Below are 19,570 nucleotides of genomic sequence, written 5' to 3' on the forward strand. Positions count from 1 at the left end.
GAGCTGCCTTAAACTTTCGGTATGTCATCGGGTGCCGCGCGAACCGGCCGGGCAGGGGCGGAGCGCGAGCCTGGGTCCCGGCTGGAGTTCGCCGTGCTCGGGCCGGTCCGCGGCTGGTACGGCGGGCAGCCGCTGGAGCTCGGGCCGGTGCTGCGGACGACGATGCTGGTCGCGCTGCTCCTGCGGCCGGACGTGACGGTCAGCCGGGCCGAGCTGGTCGACCGGGTGTGGGGCGAGCATCCGCCGGAGAGCGACGGCGTGCCCGGTTACATCTACCAGCTGCGGAAATCTCTGGCCGCGGCCGGCGCGGACGCGAAATCGGTGCTGCGGACCGACCCCGGCGGATACCGGTTCGCCGGGGCGGGCGTCGGGGTGGACGCCGTGCGGGTCGAGGAGATCGCCGCCCGCGCCAAGAAAGCGGCGGCAGCCGGTGCGCTCGCCGCGGCGGCGGACGCATACGGCCAGGCGCTGGCCTTCTACGACGGCGTTCCGCTGGCCGGACTGCCCGGCCCGTTCGCCGAACGGGAGCGCCGCCGGTTCGGCGAACGCCGCGTCGGGCTGGTCGAAGGCCGGACGGACGCGCTGATCCGGCTGGGGGACTACGAATCGGCGATCAGCGAGGTGTCGGCGCTGCTCGCCGAACACCCGGATCGCGAGCCGCTGACCGGCCTGCTCATGCGCGCCTTCTACGGTGCCGGGCGGCAGACGGACGCGCTCGACACCTGGCGCGAGTTCCGCGTCCGGATGCTCGATGAGCTGGGGCTCGAACCCAGTGAAGACCTGCGGCGCGTGCACGAAGCGGTGCTGCGCGGTGACGACGGCGCGCTCGGTGTCGCGACGCGGCAGGCCGCCTTGCCCAGGATCCGGGACGAACTGCCGCACGACGTCGGCGAGCTGGCCGGCCGCGACGACGAACTGGCCCGGCTCGCCTCGCCGGGCAGTGCGGTGTCCGCAGTGGACGGTGTACCCGGGGCCGGAAAGACGGCGCTGGCGGTGCGCGCGGCCCAGCTGCTGCGCGAGGAACATCCCGACGGCTGCCTGTTCGTCGGACTGCACGGCCACAGCACCAGCCGGGCTCCGCTCGCGCCGGTGCGGGTGGTGCGGCGGTTGCTGCGGTCGGCGGGCGTCAACGATCAGCACATTCCGGACGACCTGGACGAACTGTCCGCGAACTGGCGTGCCGCCACAGCTCCGCTGCGCTTGGTGCTGGTGCTGGACGACGCCGTCAGCGCCGAACAGGTCCGCCCGCTGCTGCCCGGCGGAACCGGGAACCGGGTGTTGATCACCAGCCGCCGCCGACTGCCCGGTTTGGACGTTGAACGCCGGATTTCCTTGGGTCCGTTGAGCTCTGACGCTGCGGCCGGCCTGCTGAGCCGGATCGTCGGCCCGGCTCGCGCGGGCCAGGAACGCGAGGCTGTGCACGAACTCGCCAGCCTGTGCGGACGGCTTCCGCTCGCCCTGCGCATCGCGGGGGCAAGGCTGCAAAACCGTCCGATGTGGACGTTCCGCGACCTGGCGGACCGGCTCGCCGACGACACCGGACGGCTCGGCGAACTGACCGCCGAGGAACGCAGTGTCGAGGCCGCGTTCCGGCTGTCCTACGACCAGCTTCCGGCTGACGCGCAACGCGCCTTCCGCACACTGGGCCGCGCGCCCGCGCCCGAGTTCGACGAGCTGGTCCTGGCCGCGATGCTCGGCTGTTCCCGTCGTGCCGCGGAAAACGTGCTGGAAGACCTGGTCGACGCGAACCTGGTGCAGGCGCCCGCCGCGGGCCGGTACCGGATGCACGACCTGGTCGCGGTTTATGCCCGCCGCCTCGCCGCGGACGAACCCGACGTCGCCAGCGGGCTCGGGGTGTACCTGCACGCCTGCCGCGCCGCGAGCGAATGGGACGAACCCGGTTTCCCCAGCGGCCCGGAAATCGCAGATTCGCCGTTCGCCGGGCTCGTGGACGCTTCGGCCTGGCTGGACCGCGCGGGCGATCTGGTGGAAGTGGTCTCGTCCGCGGTCGCGGCGGGGCATCCGGATTACGCGTGCTGGATCGCCGAGGGTGCCGTCGACTATCTCGTGCGGCGCATCCGGTATCGGGAATGCCTTGCCCTGTTGGAAGTCGCGCTGTCCGAAGTGGACAACGTGGCAGACCGGCGGATGGCGACGGCGCTGCGCTTCGGACTCGGCTGGGCGCATCTCGCGCTGGGGGATTCCGTGCAGGCCCGGAAATGGTGCGAAGAAGGTCTGCGGATCAGCCGCGAAACCGGCGACCGGCGGGAAACGGCGCGGGGGTTGTGCGGGCTGGGAATGGTCACGATGCTCGCCGGACCGCTCGATGAAGCGGAACAGGTGCTGAGCGAGGCTCGAACGCTGGCCGCCGAGGTCGCGGACAGCTGGCTGGTCGAGCGGGCGGTATCCGGGTTGGGTTACGTGCATTTCAAGCAGGGCGAGCACGAACTCTCGCTCGCCTGTTTCGCCGAATCGCGGGAAGTCGCGGTCCAGACCGGAAATCCGGCGATGCTGGGCCGGGTTTCCAGCCATATCGGCAGTGTCCGGCTGCATCTCGGTCGATCGGAGGAAGCGGCGGAATCCTTGCGGGAGGCGGTCGAATTGGCTGAGCGGGTGGAGGATCGGCTGTTGCTGGTGAGTTCGCTGTCTCGGCTGGGCAGCGCGGAACAGGATTTGGGGAGTTTGGATCTCGCGCTCTCGTATCATGTGCGGGCGCTGGGGGCGTTGACGGATCAGATGTCGCCGTGGGCGGAGATCGAGGTTCGGAATCGGCTGGGGGCTTGCCTGCACGCCCGGGGCGAGGATGAGGCGGCGCGGGAGCAGTTCGAGTTGGCTGCCGCGGTAATGGCTTAGGTCCGCTGACCGATCCGCCCGGCCGGGTTTGGCAACGGCGGCCCACCCAGCCGGTTCGCGGTTCAGCGAGCGGGATCTGTCCGATCAGGAGGAGCGGATCGCCTCGATCTCCAGGACGAGTTCGATCTCCTTCGACACGAGAAGCCCGCCCGATTCCAGCACCATGTTCCAGACCAGTCCCCAATCCTCGCGATTGATCTTGCCCTGGGCGGAGAACACCGCTCGATCGTTCCCCCACGGGTCGCGCGCGTGCCCGAGATACTCCACGGCGAGCGTGACCGGCCGCGAAACTTCTTTGATGGTCAGGTTTCCGGCCATGGTCGCGTGGTTGCCGGTCGCGGTGACCGAGACCGATTCGAACGTGGCTCGCGGATGATGGTCCACGTCGAAGAAATCGCCGGAACGAAGATGATCGTCCCGGGTCTGGTCTCCACTGTCCACTGTGGCCATGTCGATGACCGCGCGCACCGTGGTGTCTTCGATCCGCTCGCCGATTTCCAGTGTCGCGTCCACGCCGGTGAACCGGCCGCGGACCTTGGTGAGCATGAAGTGTCTTCCGACGAAGCCGACCTCGGCGTGCCCGGGGTCGACCTTCCACGTCCCCGCGGCGGGAAGTTCCGTTCCGGCGACCACGCGAGTTGCGTCTGTCATGTTCCTGTCCCTTCTGTCCCGGGCGTTCAATTGCCGGATTCGGTCGGCAGTCCGGCCGCGATCCAGTCGGCCTTGCCCTCGTCGTAGTCGAAAACCTGGGTGTATCCGAGTTCCGACAGGTGTTTCGCGACTGTGCCTGAGTTCTGGCAGGGCGAGTCGGCGCAGTAGACGATCACCGCGGAATCCTTGTGCGGCAACAGAATGGGGGCGAGCTTTTCCACGTCGTCCACTGGCAGGTTGAGGGCGCCGGGCAGGTGCGCCTCCGCGTAGTAGCTGGCCGGCAGTGCCTCGACGACGATCGCCGACCCGGCGTCGATCCGCCGCTTGACCTCGTCCCGCGTGATGGGCTTGACCATTCAGTCCTCCTCGAAGGATTTATGTGCGTACGCACGCACTCTACTCATTAGGTGCGCCCGCACGCAATGACCTACACTGGGCGGGTGAGCGACCCGAAGATCGGCCTGGAGGCCTGGCGGGCGATGCTGCTCGCGCACAGCGCCGCGGTGCGAGCCATCGAAACCGACGTGCAGCGGGGCGGAACCGTGCCCCTGGCCTGGTACGACGTCCTGCTGGAACTGAACGCGGCGGGGAAGAACGGGCTGCGGATGGCGGAGGTCGCCGACCGGGTGGTGCTGAGCCGGACGCGGGTGAGCCGGCTGATCGACGAGATGGTGCGGGCCGAGCTCGTGACGAAGCGCCCGGAACCGGACGACCGCCGGGTCAGCTGGGCGGTGATCACCGACGAGGGGGTCCGCGCGCTGCGCAAGACCGCGCCGGTCTACCTGCGGAGCATCGAACGGCATTTCTCGGCGCACGTCAGCGACGAGGAGGCGGCGGTGATCGGGAAAGCGCTGCTGCGAGTCGCGGAAGGCGGGAAGGCCTCGCGGCCGGCCTAACGCAATCGCCACCGATGGTCCGCGGTCCCGTTGTCGCTGAACTGGACCACCTGCGCACTGTCCGCAGTGGACATCCGGTCCACGCCGAGCACCTTGCCGGAGTTGCGGTTCACGATCCGGAACCAGCCGCTTCCGTCGTCGAGCAGCCGCCAGTCGTGGTCTGGAGTGCCGTTGTCGGCGTACTGCACCACGATCGCGCTGTCCGCTGTGGACATCTGATCGACGCCGAGCACTTTGCCCGAGTTGACGTTGCGAATCCGCAGCCACCCTCCGGCCGCTTCGAAGGTCCACAGATGGTCGGCGGTGCCGGTGTCGCCGAACTGGACGACCCGGGCGCTGTCCGCTGTGGACATCCGGTCGACGCCCAGTATCTTCGCCGAATTCCGGTTCTCGATGCGTACCTGGCCGTCCGGCACTAGCTGCCACAGATGGTCGGCGGTCCCGTTGTCGGTGTACTGGACCACCTGTGCACTGTCCGCTGTGGACATCCGGTCCACGCCGAGGACCTTGCCGGAGTTGCGATTGACGACGCGGAACCAGCCGTCGCCGTTGTCGATGAGCCGCCAGAGATGATCCGCGGTTCCGTTGTCCGTGTACTGCACGACCTGGGCGCTGTCCGCAGTGGACATGCGATCGACGCCGAGCACTTTGCCGGAGTTGTGGTTGCGGATCCGATACCAGCCGTCGCCGTTCGGGACGAGGTGCCAGAGGTGGTCGGCGGTGCCGTTGTCCGTGTACTGGACCACCTGCGCACTGTCCGTTGTGGACATGCGATCGACACCGAGAACCTTGCCGGAGTTCAGGTTCATGATCCGGAATCCGGCACCGCCTCCGCCGGGAAGCCAGGGAGTGCCGTCGGGCGCGGCTGTCGGGAAAGACGTGATCCGCAGCCGCGCCGCGCCCATCGGGATCAGCGTGACTGGCTCGACCTCCGCCGTACTGCGTGCCGGCGACGGCTGCAGCGGCGTCACGACATTCTGATCGTCCGCGGTCCATTCGGCGATTTTCCGCGCAGGCGCGGTGATCCGGGCCGGCGTGGTGTCCGGGGTGAAGGGATTGCCCGGCAATGGTCCGCCGGTGGCGGCGAACGTCATCGCTGAAACGTCGCCGACCAGTCCGTAATTCCACGGCGAGGTCGCGTGCACGGCGTATTCCGGGAACTGTGCGGACCCGCCGAGTTGCTCGTACTGTTCACCGATCTGCAGCGAGTACGTCAGCGGGCCGTGGTCGACTGACACGGAGTCGTGGTTCGCGGGCCAGGTTCGTACGGTGGTTCGTTGCGGCAGAGTCAAGGTGACGATGTCGCCGTTTCGCCATACTCGCTGGACTTTCGCGTACGCAGGCCCGGCCGGAACCGTGACCGGCGTGCTTGCGACGGTGAGTTTCGGGGCGGTGCACCACGAAGGGATCCGGAAGTACAAAGGAAAATTCAGCGGGTGCGGGGTCCGGATGGTGAAAGTGATCGTCTCCGAGAACGGGTAGGCGGTGTCCTCGTCGATGGTCACCGAACTGCCGTCGCCGACTTTCGCGGTGACGGTGCTCGCCGAGTACATCGACGCGGCGAGGCCGTTGTCCGGGGTGGCCAGCCACAATTCCTCGGTGAAATACGGCCAGCCCATGCCGTAGTTGTGCGGGCAGCAACGGTACTGGTCGACGGCGGGAAGATACGCCTGCATCGCGAAGCCGTTCTGGAACTGGCCTTCGGTCTTGGGCACATTGTCGAGATCGACGCTGTTCGCACTGGTGATGTAGTGCACCGCGCGCCCGGCCGGATCGAGAGCGGCGGGGAGGGAATTGAAGGCGAGGTCTTCGCAACGGTCGGCCCAGACCGGATCGCCGGTCAGCCGGGCGAGGAGCTGGTGGCTTGCCATGAACTCGACGATTCCGCAGGTTTCGAAGCCCTGCCTCGGATCGCCGTAACCTGGGCGTGCGTTCTCGTCCCCGGCGAAGCCGCCGCCGGCGAATTGGCCGTACGCCGCCATGATCTGGTCATAGTCCTGATAGGACGCTTGGACCAGCTTCGCGTCGCCGGAACGCAGCGAGTACTGAGCGGGTTCGCGGAATCCCTGTGCCACATTGACGTTGTGCAGGCTCGGCAGATTGCCGACCCAGTTGGCCCCGTAGCGGTGGATCTTGTCCGAGAGGTCGAGGAGGAACGGGTCGCCGGTGCGGTTGAACAGCCAGAAGACGCTGTCGAGGCCGTCGCCCCAGCGCATGTTCAGCCAGTCCGCGTCGAAGATGTCGGTGCTTTGCGCGTTCATGTACCGGAAGAATCGGGTCAGCAGCGGGATGATGCGCCCGTCGCCGGAGTACTCCTGCCAGGACCGCAGCGCCTGGATCATCGGCAGGTACGGCCAGAAATGCGGCCCGCCCCGGAATCTGGTGCGCAGTTCGCTCGGGCCGAAGAACCCGTCGGCCTGCTGGGTGGCGATGACCGCGTCGATCCAGCGGCGCGCGGAGGCCAGCGCGGTGCTGTCTCCGGTGACGATGGCGAGGTCGACGTACCCGCGCAGCCAGTACGGCAGTTCTTCCCAGCCGCCGCGTTCGGGATGGACCCAGCCGGTGATGTCGAAGTCGAGGAAATGGGACGTCTCGGGATAGTGGCCGCAGAGGCCGTCGAGCTGGAGCCGCAGTTGGCCGGCGAGCCAGCCCCTCGGCTTGACCGCGCCCGGCGGGAGCCGTAGGAACGCGGTGGGGGAGAGCGGGGCGGCGTTGGGCGTGTAGAAGCCGCCGCGCCTGCGCCCGGCCTCAGCGGTCCCGGCGGAGGCAGTGGCGAGCAGAGCGGCGACGGTCCCGGCGACGAAGTGTCTGCGGTTCAGCGGCACGGAGACCAGCCTCCACTCGTTACAACGTTGTAAAAATAGAAATACCTGGTGGTGGGGCGAGGGGCAACCGCCGTTCGTCGTAGCTGGCGGACCCTGGGGTCTGCCATGCTCGGCTTCGTGACCGCCCAGATCGCGCTTCGCGAGGCCCTGCGCGATGTTGTCGGCCCGGCCGCGCGCGTGCACGGGTTCAGCGGCTCGGGCGGGACCTGGCGTCGGTCGAATGCGTTGGGAGACTGGGCCATCGTCAACGTTCAGTCGTCTTCGTGCAGCAATCGTGAGCGACTGAGATGCGTGATCAATTTGTCGCTGGCGCCACGGCCGTGGCTCGACTGGCAAGAACGCACTCTCGGACGCCTGCCGAAGCCGATCCCAGAGAGCCTGGGCCTCTACCGCGGGCGATTGCACCCCGCCGGCGCGCCGCCCGGCAGCGACGGGTGGTGGGAGATCACCGGACGGCGGGACAGCGCGGTCGCCGTGCGGGACATGGCCGCCCGCCTGGCCGACGACGGCTGGCCGTTCTTGACCGCGCTTCTTGATCGCGAGCGGATGACCGAGCAGATCCGGTCGCGCGACCTCGGTTTCATCCGCGGCGACGAGAATGCCGGCTATCTCGCGCGGGCTGAGGCCGCGATGCTGTCCGAGCATGGTCGCAGCGACGAGCTTGACCGGTTGCTCGAGACGGTGGCCACCGAACCGCAGCGGGAGAACGCGATGGAATTCGTGCGCTGGGCGCGCGAACGCACCGGAACGCGCCGCTGATCACGAGCGATCAGCGGCCGTTGCCAGGATGAAACACCTTGAGCTCCCCGTAGCTCGACAAAGCGCCCGCCAGATCACCAGACCCCTTGCGCAGCAAGGAATCCAGAAACGCCAGACTCGCAGCGGCCACCACCCGCGGACTCTCAGCGCGGCCCAGCGAACCGACGATCGAAGGCACCGGCGGCAGATACAGCGGACCGTCAGTAAAGGTGAGGTGCGCCGCGCCGGGGATGGTGAGCCGGTAGTTCGTCGCCGTGCCGCGTGCGAGCACCTCGGTGAGCTGAGGCAGGTAGCGCGGATCGGTAGCCGGGGTGACGGCCTGGGTGAGCGCGAGCATCGGTTGATCAAGCACGGGAGACAAGGGCCCACGAGGGTAGCCGTCCAGATTGATGACGGCGGTGAACCGGTGGTCCCGCCTGGCCGCCTGCAGCGCGGCGGCGCCACCCATCGAGTGCCCGGTTACGGCGACCCGGCCGGGGTCCAGGCGTCCGGTCAGCGGGTCGGCGCTAAGGCTCTCCAGCCGGGTCAGCGCGAAGCTGAGGTCGGCGGCTCGGATCGCGGTCCAGCCGTCGGCCAGCCGGTCGTCTGTCGCCCGGTCGCCGGTGGAGACGGTCGCGCTGGTGATCGTCCGGCCGTCGGCGAGCACGACGGCGGCGGAGTCGTACGGGTGGTCGAGCGCGACGACCACGTAACCATGGCTGGCGATTTCCTCTGCCCACGCGGTGTTCTGCGTGCGCACTCCGCTGGATCCCGGCGAGAACAGCACCACCGGGAACCGTCCGCCCTCAACGGCCACCGGTGCGTCGGGAATTGCGTGCGTACGGGCGCGCGGAACACCGTCGAACAGGAAGCCCGGCAAGCCGACTCCGCCGGCGAGTGCTTCGGAGACGGTGCGCGCTTCGTCCTCCGTACGTCCGAGGTACTGGGCACGCGGGGCGTCAGCTGGGCCGTTAGCGGGGTACCAGAGCTGGGCCACGATCGTGCGCCGGTCGCGCGGATCGGCGGTGAAGGTCTCGGGGCGGTCCGGGTCGGTCCACTGCAGCACCCGGGTGCCGATGGCGAAGCCGCCGGAGGGCGTCGGGAAGACGGGGACGGGAAAGGCCCACGCCGTAACGGGACCGGTGGCGATCAGGCAGACGCAGAACAACGATCCCGGCAACGCCAGCCACCAGCGGGACCGGCGTCGTACCAGCGGTAAGAAGGCGAGCGGAGCCGCGACGACACCGCCCGCCACCACCGGCAGCAGCTGCCAGCGAATCCCAGTCACGCAGAGCGCTAGCGCGGACAGCAGGAACACCACTCCTGCCGCGATAGCGACGCGCGGGCGGGCAGCTGCGGGCAGCCAGCGTGCTGCCACCAGCGCGACGGCGCCGAGCAACGTCAGAATTTCCAGCAGGGACAGGTTCATGCCGCCATATTCGGTGCCGGACCAGCCCGGCCACATCGCTCTCCGGACCCGATCTCCAACCCGTCTCCAGTGGCAATCGAGCACCCGAACTGGCGGCCGCACTACGACCACAGGAGGTATCGGGACTCCTTCCGCAGTCGCAATCCGGCGCGCCGCGGTCAGCCGGCAGGCTCATGTGCGCGGCGGGACGTCGGCCTACCCTCGCGTTGTGAAGAACGAGCGACGCTGGGCGTCAGTGCAGGATTCCCTGCTGCCCGCGCTTCTCCTGCTTCACGTCTTGACCATGTGGACGCCCGCAGAGCTGCCGATGGCCGCCACACTCACCGTCGCACTCGCGCTGCCCTTGGTGTGGCGGCGCCGGGCCCCGCTCATCGTGTTCGGTGTGGTGGCGACCGCGGCTGCTGTCCAGTGGCTGGCAGGCATCCAACTGCCCGCCGACATCGCGCTGCTGGTGGCGCTCTACACAGTGGCCGCGAACTCGGGCAAGCGCGTCACGCTCGCCGCTGCCGTCGTGGTGGAGATCGGGGCTGTCCTCGCCTGTCTCCGCTGGGCGAGCGACGGTGCGTTCCTGACCCCGTTCGCCGCGCTTACCGCGATGGTCGTCGCCGCGGCCGTCCTCGGGGTGAACAAGCGGACCGCGCGCGCCTACCTGGAAGCCGTGCGGGAACGGGCCGTCGCTGAGGAACGTGCCCGGATCACCAGGGAGATGCACGACATCGTCACGCACAACCTGTCCGTCATGGTCGCGCTCACCGATGCCGCCGTCTACGCGCAGCATTCGTCGCCAGCCAAAGCCACCACCGCGATGCGCCAGGTCTCCGAAACCGGCAGGCAGGCGTTGACCGACATGCGGCGTTCGCTCGGCGTCCTGCGCTCCGACGAACCGGACGCGGCGCGCCATCCGCTGCCCGGCATCGCGCAACTGGAGACCCTCGCGGGCCAGACGAGCGCCGCCGGGCTTCCGACCGTCCTCGACATCGACGGCGGCCACGCGCACATCCCCGCCACCGCGCAACTGACCGTCTACCGCCTGGTGCAGGAAGCCTTGACCAACGTTCTCAAGCACACCCCCGCGGGCACCCAGGCGAAGGTCCGGATCGAATGCGCCGCCGAGGCCGTCACCGTGGACGTCACCGACACCGGCCCGCCGGCTTCCCCCGCCACCCGCTCCGGCAACGGCATCACCGGCATGCGCGAACGTTCGGCCGGCTACGGCGGGACGGTGCTGGCCGGACCGCTTCCCGGCGGCGGCTGGGGAGTGCACACCCGCCTCGTCTTCGGCAGCACAGCGGAGTCCGCATGACGATCCGCGTCCTGATCGCCGACGACGAAGCGTTGCTGCGCATGGCATTCAGCATGATTCTGGACGCTCAACCGGACCTGGAACCAGTCGGCGAAGCCGCGAACGGCGCCGACGCCATCCGCCTGGCCGCCGACCTCCGCCCGGATGTCGTCCTGATGGACGTCCGCATGCCCGTGACCGACGGAATCGAAGCCACGCGGCAGATCCTCCGAGGCCGTCCGCGGACCAGAGTCCTGATCCTCACCACCTTCGACCTGGACGAATACGCCTTCGCCGGGCTCAAAGCCGGAGCCTCGGGCTTCCTGCTCAAGAACGCCAGGCCCGAGGAACTGCTCGCCGCGATCCGCACCTTGGCCGCGGGCAACGCGGTGGTCTCCCCGCGCATCACCCGCCGCCTGCTGGAGAAATTCCGCCCGCACCTGCCCGACACGGACGCCGCCGGCGACGAGCGCCTGAACAAACTCAGCGCCCGCGAGCGCGAGGTGCTCGTCCAGGTGGGTTCCGGCCTTTCGAACGCCGAGATCGCCGCCGCCCTGCACCTCGCGGAGGCGACCGTGAAATCCCACCTGGGGCGAATCCTGCACAAACTCGAACTCCGCGACCGGATCCAGGCGGTGATCTTCGCCTACGAAAGCCGCCTCATCCACCCGGCGTGACGTCGACCGGCGGAAACAACATTGGCCGATACTCGCACCGTGAAGGTGATTTCGAGTATCGGCCGATAATGTGCCCTCGGCAGGATTCGAACCTGCGACACCTGCCTCCGGAGGGATGGGCTGAAAGAGGGTGCCGTATGGCCCCTGACCTGCGCGTTGTCATGTCCCTGGGGTCGGTGAGATGCCACCTTGGCCGTGTATTGGCCGCTGGCCTCGTGACTCCAGGGCAAAGAGGCTGGAACAGCGCTAGGTGGAGTGCGCCTCCACTCCCCGCTGTTTCAGCCTCTTTTCGCTGCTCAGTGACTAGAGAGACATAGTAGTAGAGTGGGAAAACTGCTGTCCCCCTTGGTGTCACTCACCTGTCACACCTATAACCGCAGCTCAAAGGGGGTCGAGTGACAGAGTGACAGGTGTGACAGTCTCGACACCCTCGGGGTGTCACTCACCTCAACGGCGAGGACCACGCGCCGCGCCCGGCGAAAGCCCGGTCATCGTCGAAATCCGGCCCCCTCAAAGCCTCTAGGACGGTTCCCCGGGTCCAACTACACCCGCGGTGTCATGTTCGTCCGCGTACGGCGATCTCAGGGCTCGCAATTCGGGCCGTTACCGGCGCTGAGTGCGCCCGTAACGGCCCGAAAGGCTAGCGTGGACTTCATGGCGAGGTCGGCGACCTAGGTCGCGAGATGCGGCCGAAGCGCCGCCAGGGACGACTCAAGAACGCGCGCCTCGAACGCTTGCGGGTCATCTCGCTCCGGGTTGTACTGGGCCATCAGCTCATGGGCTGTCTCGAACCAGCCGGCGAGGCGTTCCGCGGCCCCAGCCGGGATGCGTCCACGCCGGATCGCTTCACCGACCAGCAGGTCATGTTCCTGCCGCATCAGGTCCGGTTTCGGACGCTGCGGGTTGACCCAGTCGTCCGCAAGAACGGGCCGCATGCGCAAGGCGTGCTCGTTCCAGTGAAGCAAAAGCGCCAGGTCCATCGTGAAGCCCTTAGGCAACGACTCGGGCCAAAGGTGCCGTTTTGCCGCTCGCTGGCCTGACCAGGGCGTAGAGCCGACCTTCGGAAGCAACTCCGGGAAGAGTGAGCCCGCCAACGGCGCAAAGAATCCGTAGAGCCACAGTTGGGGATATAGCGGCCGCCAATAGAGGTCACTCACTACCGCGTCGGCTATTCCGTTCAGGATCGGTTCCGCCAAGAGAGGCACCAAGGGCGGATCTCCGTAATAGCGTATGTCGCCGTCGATCAGGCAGACGATTTCGCCATCGGTAGCCGCAAGACCGGCACTCACCGCGGCCCCCTTTCCGGCTGGCGCTTCAACTACGCGCGCACCCGCCGACGCTGCGATTTCAGCAGTGGCGTCGGTGCATCCGCTCGCACTCACAAGAACGTCCAACGGGAGCCCTAGTGACTCCAGTCCTTCGCGAACCTCTTCCACCACCTCCCCGATGGTCTCCGCTTCATTGTGGGCCGGAATTACGACGCTGACGGATACAACTTCTTTCTTCAGGGTCCGCTCTGGCGTCAACTCCAGGCCGAGGGCGGGGTTGATCGTCGGCCGTTCCACTGTCACTGGTCCTCGTCTCGCTCGTGTCGGGGGTAGTCCGCCGGCCATCGCTTCAGATGCTCGGTGAAGTGAATCTCAGTCCGGTCTGCCGGGTACGTTGCATCCGAGATTTCAACTACGCGGTCGTCGATATCGATCGACCTGCTGCGCACCTGAAGTAGCGGGACTCCCGGTTCCATTCCCCACACTTGTCGGTCTGCGGTGGTGGGCTGTATCGCGATAACCGACCGCTCAAACCGACCTAATTCGATTCCGACCGTGTAGAGCTGATGTTGGTGCCCTCCCGGCCACGGCTCATTGTTTTCGTCCAGGAGGTCCGGGTTTCCCTCAATGAGGGTCAACGGAATATGCGAGACGCTCCACGTTACGCGGTGTCCCGAAGTCTTGTCGGTCATCTCGTATGCGCGGCGGACAAGGGTTGCTCCGGGCTCAATATGAAACTCAGCCGCCAATTCTTCCGACGCGGGAACTTGCGAGTAGCGATGGCTTGAGTTGAGCTGTTCTATCGGAATCCCTGCGGTCATCTCGATAGCGCCGCGCACCTTCCTCTCTTCGGTCGGCCGAAGAACGAGGTCCTTTTGTTCCTGCGTCCAGTCGATTGTGAGCCGAACTCGCCGGGGCGGAACGCGCACCGTCGCCGGCTTGCCGCGCCCGCCAGTGATGCGCCCCTCGCCCCTCAGGACGTCTAGAGCACTTCGCGCGACTCCCGGAGAGCATGCCCAAAGCTGCGTCAACTCACTGACTGACGGCAACGGGTCGCCGGCCTTGAGGTCGCCCGACTCGATCCGCGCGCGGAGCGAGTCGGCTATCTGGTGGTGGACCGGCACCGTGCCGGCCGTGGCTTGTGACTGCATGCAGCCATTAGAACAGGAACTTCGCCAGTTCGCTAGCGAACCCCTTGCGCGTCGATCGGGGATCGGCTAGCGTCACTCTCGTCAACTTCGCTAGCGAACTAGCGAACCAGCGAACATGTGGAGGACGAGATGGCGCGGAAGCAGCAGGGGTTCCCGGTCCTGAAGACCGGTTCGGGGTTCGGCCGGAAGCTCGTCGGGCTGGCCCTGGTGGTCGCGGTGCTGGTGTTCGTCGTCTCCTCGCCGCTGGAGGCGGCCGGACACGTCCGCCACGTCATGCACAGCCTGACCACGTTCTTCAGCTCGCTCTGACATCCCCACTGACCTGCACGTTTCTTCGAGAGGACTTCGCAATGGACACCAACGTCTACCGCCGCCTGACCGACGCCACTGTGTCGGCCGCTGACGAGTTCGCCGGCGAGGCGGTCTACCCGGACGGGCTGACCGAAACCGACATCGACGCGCTGCTTCAGGACGTCTACGGCGAGCTGGCTGCCGACGAGCACGCCGCGGAGCGTGCGTTCCGGCACGACTTCAACGACCAGCGCCGGGTGAGCCGGGCGCGTCGCCGCGCCGGCCGCGAGGTGCTGCGGTCGAACTTCCTGATCGCCGGCGTGCAGGGCCAGGGCAAGACCGCTGCGGCGCTGTCGCTGCTGCTCGACGACGAGGCCGCGTGATGGCGGCCCGCGTGCTGTTCCACCCCGACGCGGCGGCCCACTCCGCCAAGAACGCGCCGACCGCGCCGGGTTCCACCGCCCAGTCACGAAACCGCACGGAGGAACACCAGATGGTAGACACCACCAGCCCGGCGCGCGAGGTCGCGACCGTGGCCTACACGCCGGTCGAGCTGAACCGCCTGATCTCCCGCGAGATCGCCGGCCGCCTGCGCGAGATCGCCGCAATGCACCAGCACGTCGGCGACGCGATGGCCGCTGGCGACGGCGTGACGTTCGACGAGTGGCGCCGCAGCATCTGGCACCACGCCGAAGCCCACCGCCTCGAACAGCTCGCCGCGGCGGAGCTGGCCGGCGTCACGGACGGGGCGGACCGGTGAACCCGCGCAACCGCCGCCAGACGGTGACCACGGTGTTCGACGGCCGCACGCATCACGCGTGCCTGTGCCGCGGCGAGCGGGACGGACTGCCGGTGTTCGGGTGGGGCGAGGCCCCCTCGACCCTGCTCACCCGCGCCCAGCTGCGCGAGGTCGGGTTGCGCCCCAACGGACAGGACCCGTTGGCGCTGCTGGTGTTCCGCCACCACCAGCCCTTCGCCCGGGAGACCGTGGCGGAGCTGTTCTCGGTCGAGCTGGCCGCGGTCAAGCGCACCGCGGCGCCGGGGCAGCTGGACCACGCGATGGAGGCCCGCCGCACTTGCGTGGACTGCGGGCAGGTGCAGGACTACTGCGTGCCGACCAGCACCCGCCAGTGCTGGACCTGCTTCGAGAGCGAGCAGGCCGACCGGGCGGGGGTGGCCGCATGACCACGAACGACTCCGGCGCCTGGCACACGGAGATGCAGCGCCAAGAGGAAGAGATCGCCCGTGCGCGCCGCGAGGCCGCCGCCAAGGAGGGGAACCGATGACCAGCTACCTCAAACTCGACACCTACGTGTTCGACGGCTCTGGCCTCGCCGCGGTGAACTGCGACCTCGACGTCAACGGCACGCGAGTTTCGATCACGCGGCCGTTCGTCCAGATCGGCCCGCACCTCGCGGTCATCCCGGGCATGTCCGCTGACGGCAACAGCATCCGCATCCGCCTCGACATGTGGACCGCGATGAACTTCGGCCACAACGGGCCGATCACCGTGCTGCCGCTGAGTACGCCCAGCCAGGCCGCCGCCGTTGCCGCGGCCCGGGCGTTCGAGGCGGACCCGTCGATCACCTGGTCCGCGCCGCTCGACCAGCTCACCGCGTGGTGCCAGCGCTGGGCCGCCGACTTCAACGCGGCGAAGGGTGGTGAGCGCACGTGAACACGTTCGAGGTGTTGCAGGAGCGCGGAACCCTCGCCCTGCTCCGGTTCGCCGGGACCGTGTGCCTGTTCCTGGTCCTACACCTGCTGCGCATTCCGCTGGTCATCGCCGAACGAATCTTGGCCGGCGTGCTGGTCCGGCTCGACCAGGCCGCCACACGGCAGGCGTCCCAGCCGCCGCGACGGCGAGTGAACCAGTTCTTCCCCGCAGGTTTCCCGACAGGGCAGGAGGTGCCCCGATGAACGTGCAGCGTGAGCAGCGGACCCGCCTGGAACTGGCCATGGAGTGGGCCGTCTGGCACTTCGGTGAGCTGGCTTTCACGGTCGGGCCGCTGGTCCTGGCCATGGTGTTCACGCCGTGGTTCGCCCTGGTGTCAGCGGTCGTCGCCGCCGGGTGGGCGGCGCACGAGATCCGCGACCACCGCCAGCAGACCCGCCTGAAGACCGAAGCGGCCGAGCGCAAGCAGCTCGCCGCGCCGCCGACCACCACCGACGAGACGACCGACCACGAGAACCGGGAGGTGACCCGATGAGCTGGGCAGACGAGCGCCGCGCCACCCGCGCGGCGGAGGCAGAGATCCAGCGGCAGGACGCGAACGCCGCGCTGGACCGCAAGCTGCGCGCGCAGACTGCGGCGGCGGACCAACGCCGGATCGACGCCGCAGCCGCGGTCAAGCTGGCCGACCAGCGCCGCAAGACCCGCCAGGCCAACCGGAAAGCCGCGCGGAAGGCGGTCACGGGGTGGCTGTCGGCGAACCGGGTGCGGCTGCCGATCTACCTGCTCGCCCTGGTGTCGGCGGGCATGGCCGTCCCGGCGATGGCCGGTTACGGCGTCGGTGTCTACGGCAACGCCACCGGTGCACCGCTGCCGGCGCTCTCGGAGCTGGGCATGTGGGCGTTCGCGTTCGCAGTGGAGGTCACCCGCCACCGCCACCCCGAGCGGCCGGTGTGGGCGTTGCAGCTCGGCACGTGGCTGTTCGCTGGCGTCGGGTTCGGCCTGAACGTCGTGCACGGCCTGGGCCGCGGGTGGGACGCGGCGGTGGTGATGGGCATCGTGTCCGTCGCCGGCGTCATCGCCCATCAGCTCGCCGTGGCCTCGCCGCCGCGGTCGGCGGCGGAGCGGGCCGCCGCCCGGATCGAACGCAAGACGCTGCGCAAGGTCGCCAAGGTCCGGGCCGCCGCCGTCCGGACCGCGGTCGCCGAACTCGACGGCGACGGCAACGCGCGGCTGGTGTTCACCCCGGGCCGTTACACCCTCGACGGCCGTCGACTCGCCGCGGTGGTCGACCCGGACCGGCACGCCGCGGACGTGCTCGACGAGGAGATCGCCGCGTTCTTCGCCGAACAGGACCAGGCCCCGCGCGTCGACGACGGCCCGATCGTCGACGCCCCGGTGTTGACCCTCGATCGCCCGGCCGACCAGCCGAAATCGACCCACAAGCCCCGACCTCCGCGCGCCCCGAAGACGCGCACGATCGAGGACCTGCGCGCCGCGTTCACCGCCGCGCTGGACAACCCCGACGTGGCGATCAACCCGGCTTCGGCGGAGTCGATCCGCAAGACGCTGCACTGCGCGCCGAAGTTCGCCCGCCAGCTGCGCGACGAGCACGCCAACCCCAACCGCAAGTGAGCCGGAGGACCCGATGAACGACAACACCGAACAGACCCCGGCCGCCGGCGAGCTGGCCACCGTCCACCACCTGCCCACCGCGCCGGACCACAGCGAGGTGATCGAGGGCGAGATCGTCACCGACGAGGAGTACCAGCGCCTCACCTCGCAGAAGGCCCGGGCGATCGCCCGCTACCGCGGCTACGGCAACGACGTGGTGACCGTCGTCCGCACGGCCCGCGACGTGGTCAAGCACGAGCGCACCAAGACCGCGTTCCGGCACGGTGTCGCCTACCCCGCCGCCGGGGTCAAGGTGGTCGTGACGCGGTGGCGGGACACGCACGGCGCGAACCGCTACGAACGCATGATGCGCGCCGCGGAAGCCGCGGGCGAACACGACAAGCTGTTGGAGTGGGAGGCCCGGGACGTGGCGGAGAAGCAGCGCCGCCACGACCGCACCATGGATTGGCTCCGCGCCCCGGGTCAGTGGATCAAGGCTGCCGTCATCGGTTCCGTTGGTGTGACAGGGTTTCTGCTGGTCCTGGGCATCATCCTGGCGATCAATGACGGCGAAATCGGCGAGATCCTGACGCCCATCACGGGCGTGTTCGACGCGGTCGCGTTCGTGGTGTGGTTCCTGACCACCTACGGCGTGTTGCTGCTGGTCGTCGGCACGGTCGTGGGTGTCGGCTACCTGTACCAGCAGGGCCGCACACACGGCGAGATGCCGCAGTGGCTCACCCCGCCGGCCGAGGGCGACACGATGGACGAACTCCCGGACGAGAACACGATCCTCAACGCGCTGAAGAACCTGAACATCCCGGGGTTCAACCGCGCGGTCAAGGAGGGGTGGCGGATCAAGTTCATCACCCCGCCGCACAAGGACGGCAAGGGCTGGCGCGCGCAGGTGGCGTTGCCGCCGGCGTGCCCGGTGGAGGAGATCGTCAAGCGCAAGACCACGTTGGCGCACAACCTGGTCCGCTACCCGCGGGAGGTGTGGCCGACCGAACCGCAGCCGTCCGTTTTGGACCTGTGGGTGGCCAAGCCGGGCGTGCTGTCTGAGCCGGTCGACCCGTGGCCGCTGCTCACGGACCTGGACACCGTCACCGCCGACTACTTCGCCGGCGTGCCGGTCGGGGTGACGCTCAAGGGCGACGTGGTGCGCGGCCGGCTGTTCGAGGCCAACTACGCCCTGGGCGGCATGATGGGCTCGGGCAAGTCCACGCTGGCCATCAACCTGGTGCTGGGCGCGATGCTGGACCCGCTGGTGGACATCGACGTCGTGGTCATGGCGGAGAACACCGACTACGACCCCATGAAGCCGCGGCTGCGGACGCTCACCACCGGTGCCGGCGACGAGACCGTGGACGCGTGCCTGAACCTGCTCTACGAGCTGTACGACGACCTTTCGGTGCGGGGTAAGGCGCTCAAGGCGCACGCCACCGACCGCGCGGTGACCCGCGTACTGGCCGAAAAGGACGGACGGCTGCGCCCGCGCGTCGTGGTGATCGACGAGTGCCAGAACCTGTTCATGGGCAAGGACGGCAAGAAGGCGATCGAGGTCGCGTCCAAGCTGATGAGCACCGCACGCAAGTACGCCATCACGCTGATCTTCCTCACGCCGGAGCCGTCGAAGGACGCGCTGCCGCGCAAGATCACCTCGGTGGCCAGCAACAAGGCGTGCTTCGCCATCGGCGACCAGATGGCCAACGACGCCGTTCTCGGCACGGGTTCGTACAAGGCGGGCATCTCCGCGGTGGGGCTCACCCCGAAGACCGACGAGGGTCCCGGCGACGTCGGCACCTGCATGGCGCGCGGCTTCACCGCCAAGCCCGGCCTGCTGCGGTCGTTCTACGTCTCGCCCAAGGACGCCCACGCGGTCACCAAGCGCGCCATGGTGCTGCGCGAGCAGACGGCGCTGCCGGCCGCCGACGCCCCGGCGGAGCAGGCTGGCCCGGTGGACCACCTCGCGAACATCGCGGCCGTGCTCGGTACCGAAGCGCGGATGCGCACGCAGGAGGTGTTGCAGCGGCTGACCGAATGCGACCGCGGCACCTACGGCGAGTGGACCCACAGCGACCTGCACGACGCGCTGCCGGAGTCGGCCAAGCCGTACAAGACCGGCGGAGTCATGCAGGTCTCTGCCGCCCGCGTCCGCGATGCTATCGCGGAGCGTGACGAAGACGGCGAGTTCGACGGCGACGAGACCGAGGGAACCGACTGAGG

At 68.5% G+C, this 19,570-nt stretch carries 20 protein-coding genes; 14 read left to right on the forward strand and 6 right to left on the reverse strand.

Annotation, left to right across the window (positions count from 1 at the left end):
• The first annotated feature begins 21 nt into the window (after positions 1-21).
• The gene (locus ACFXI3_RS17630) at positions 22-2,853 is read left to right on the forward strand and encodes a BTAD domain-containing putative transcriptional regulator (RefSeq protein ID WP_378400431.1); all 2,832 of its coding nucleotides are present in this window, start codon (positions 22-24) and stop codon (positions 2,851-2,853) included.
• Between the two features lie 84 nt (positions 2,854-2,937).
• Here the strand turns inward: ACFXI3_RS17630 and ACFXI3_RS17635 are convergent, their stop codons facing one another.
• Both ACFXI3_RS17635 and ACFXI3_RS17640 read right to left on the reverse strand, forming a co-directional pair.
• The gene (locus ACFXI3_RS17635) at positions 2,938-3,504 is read right to left on the reverse strand and encodes a YceI family protein (protein WP_378400433.1); all 567 of its coding nucleotides are present in this window, start codon (positions 3,502-3,504) and stop codon (positions 2,938-2,940) included.
• A gap of 26 nt (positions 3,505-3,530) precedes the next feature.
• Positions 3,531-3,860 carry a rhodanese-like domain-containing protein gene (locus tag ACFXI3_RS17640; protein ID WP_378400435.1) on the reverse strand — a complete coding sequence of 110 codons (330 nt, stop codon included), beginning with the start codon at positions 3,858-3,860 and terminating at the stop codon, positions 3,531-3,533.
• 84 nt (positions 3,861-3,944) lie between these two features.
• Here ACFXI3_RS17640 and ACFXI3_RS17645 point away from each other — a divergent pair, with 84 nt between their 5' ends.
• The gene (locus tag ACFXI3_RS17645) at positions 3,945-4,400 is read left to right on the forward strand and encodes a MarR family winged helix-turn-helix transcriptional regulator (RefSeq protein ID WP_378400437.1); all 456 of its coding nucleotides are present in this window, start codon (positions 3,945-3,947) and stop codon (positions 4,398-4,400) included.
• Here ACFXI3_RS17645 and ACFXI3_RS17650 read toward each other — a convergent pair.
• Positions 4,397-7,225 (reverse strand): RICIN domain-containing protein, encoded by a 2,829-nt coding sequence (locus ACFXI3_RS17650; protein WP_378400438.1) that lies wholly within the window; start codon positions 7,223-7,225, stop codon positions 4,397-4,399. The two genes, ACFXI3_RS17645 and ACFXI3_RS17650, sit on opposite strands and share 4 nt — an antisense overlap.
• A 117-nt stretch (positions 7,226-7,342) precedes the next feature.
• Here ACFXI3_RS17650 and ACFXI3_RS17655 point away from each other — a divergent pair, with 117 nt between their 5' ends.
• The gene (locus ACFXI3_RS17655) at positions 7,343-7,984 is read left to right on the forward strand and encodes a DUF4304 domain-containing protein (RefSeq protein WP_378400440.1); all 642 of its coding nucleotides are present in this window, start codon (positions 7,343-7,345) and stop codon (positions 7,982-7,984) included.
• A gap of 10 nt (positions 7,985-7,994) precedes the next feature.
• Here ACFXI3_RS17655 and ACFXI3_RS17660 read toward each other — a convergent pair whose 3' ends face one another.
• Entirely contained in the window at positions 7,995-9,392 is a 1,398-nt protein-coding gene (locus ACFXI3_RS17660) for an alpha/beta hydrolase family protein (protein ID WP_378400442.1), read from the reverse strand.
• Between the two features lie 208 nt (positions 9,393-9,600).
• Between ACFXI3_RS17660 and ACFXI3_RS17665 the strand changes: the two genes are divergently transcribed.
• Together ACFXI3_RS17665 and ACFXI3_RS17670 are read left to right on the forward strand one after the other, a co-directional pair.
• Positions 9,601-10,695 (forward strand): sensor histidine kinase, encoded by a 1,095-nt coding sequence (locus ACFXI3_RS17665; protein WP_378400444.1) that lies wholly within the window; start codon positions 9,601-9,603, stop codon positions 10,693-10,695.
• On the forward strand, positions 10,692-11,351 hold the full coding sequence (locus ACFXI3_RS17670) for a response regulator (protein ID WP_378400446.1): 660 nt from the start codon (positions 10,692-10,694) through the stop codon (positions 11,349-11,351). The genes ACFXI3_RS17665 and ACFXI3_RS17670 overlap by 4 nt, the downstream gene beginning before the upstream one ends.
• Positions 11,352-12,022: 671 nt before the next feature.
• Here the strand turns inward: ACFXI3_RS17670 and ACFXI3_RS17675 are convergent.
• Positions 12,023-12,922, reverse strand: a complete 900-nt coding sequence (locus ACFXI3_RS17675) for a glycosyltransferase (protein WP_378400448.1) — start codon at positions 12,920-12,922, stop codon at positions 12,023-12,025.
• On the reverse strand, positions 12,919-13,770 hold the full coding sequence (locus ACFXI3_RS17680; RefSeq protein ID WP_378400450.1) for a GntR family transcriptional regulator: 852 nt from the start codon (positions 13,768-13,770) through the stop codon (positions 12,919-12,921). Before ACFXI3_RS17680 ends, ACFXI3_RS17675 begins: the two co-directional genes overlap by 4 nt.
• 129 nt (positions 13,771-13,899) lie before the next feature.
• Here ACFXI3_RS17680 and ACFXI3_RS17685 point away from each other — a divergent pair, with 129 nt between their 5' ends.
• The 9 genes from ACFXI3_RS17685 to ACFXI3_RS17725 all read left to right on the forward strand — a co-directional run bounded on the left by ACFXI3_RS17685 (position 13,900) and on the right by ACFXI3_RS17725 (position 19,568).
• Complete coding sequence (locus ACFXI3_RS17685; RefSeq protein ID WP_378400452.1) at positions 13,900-14,079, forward strand: hypothetical protein; 180 nt, start codon at positions 13,900-13,902, stop codon at positions 14,077-14,079.
• 41 nt (positions 14,080-14,120) lie between these two features.
• Positions 14,121-14,444, forward strand: a complete 324-nt coding sequence (locus ACFXI3_RS17690) for a hypothetical protein (protein ID WP_378400454.1) — start codon at positions 14,121-14,123, stop codon at positions 14,442-14,444.
• Entirely contained in the window at positions 14,444-14,821 is a 378-nt protein-coding gene (locus tag ACFXI3_RS17695; RefSeq protein ID WP_378400456.1) for a hypothetical protein, read from the forward strand. Before ACFXI3_RS17690 ends, ACFXI3_RS17695 begins: the two co-directional genes overlap by 1 nt.
• A complete protein-coding gene (locus tag ACFXI3_RS17700) occupies positions 14,818-15,246 on the forward strand; it encodes an RRQRL motif-containing zinc-binding protein (protein WP_378400460.1) in 429 nt (142 codons plus the stop codon). The genes ACFXI3_RS17695 and ACFXI3_RS17700 overlap by 4 nt, the downstream gene beginning before the upstream one ends.
• A 97-nt stretch (positions 15,247-15,343) precedes the next feature.
• Positions 15,344-15,736, forward strand: a complete 393-nt coding sequence (locus tag ACFXI3_RS17705) for a hypothetical protein (protein WP_020664225.1) — start codon at positions 15,344-15,346, stop codon at positions 15,734-15,736.
• Entirely contained in the window at positions 15,733-15,978 is a 246-nt protein-coding gene (locus ACFXI3_RS17710; protein ID WP_378400462.1) for a hypothetical protein, read from the forward strand. The genes ACFXI3_RS17705 and ACFXI3_RS17710 overlap by 4 nt, the downstream gene beginning before the upstream one ends.
• A complete protein-coding gene (locus ACFXI3_RS17715; protein WP_378400464.1) occupies positions 15,975-16,268 on the forward strand; it encodes a hypothetical protein in 294 nt (97 codons plus the stop codon). Before ACFXI3_RS17710 ends, ACFXI3_RS17715 begins: the two co-directional genes overlap by 4 nt.
• Positions 16,265-17,365 (forward strand): hypothetical protein, encoded by a 1,101-nt coding sequence (locus ACFXI3_RS17720; protein ID WP_378400466.1) that lies wholly within the window; start codon positions 16,265-16,267, stop codon positions 17,363-17,365. Before ACFXI3_RS17715 ends, ACFXI3_RS17720 begins: the two co-directional genes overlap by 4 nt.
• A gap of 13 nt (positions 17,366-17,378) precedes the next feature.
• Complete coding sequence (locus ACFXI3_RS17725; protein WP_378400468.1) at positions 17,379-19,568, forward strand: zonular occludens toxin domain-containing protein; 2,190 nt, start codon at positions 17,379-17,381, stop codon at positions 19,566-19,568.
• Positions 19,569-19,570: the final 2 nt, after the last annotated feature.

The sequence above is a fragment of the Amycolatopsis sp. NPDC059235 genome (genome assembly GCF_042754125.1).
In the GTDB taxonomy this organism is placed as follows: domain Bacteria; phylum Actinomycetota; class Actinomycetes; order Mycobacteriales; family Pseudonocardiaceae; genus Amycolatopsis; species Amycolatopsis albidoflava.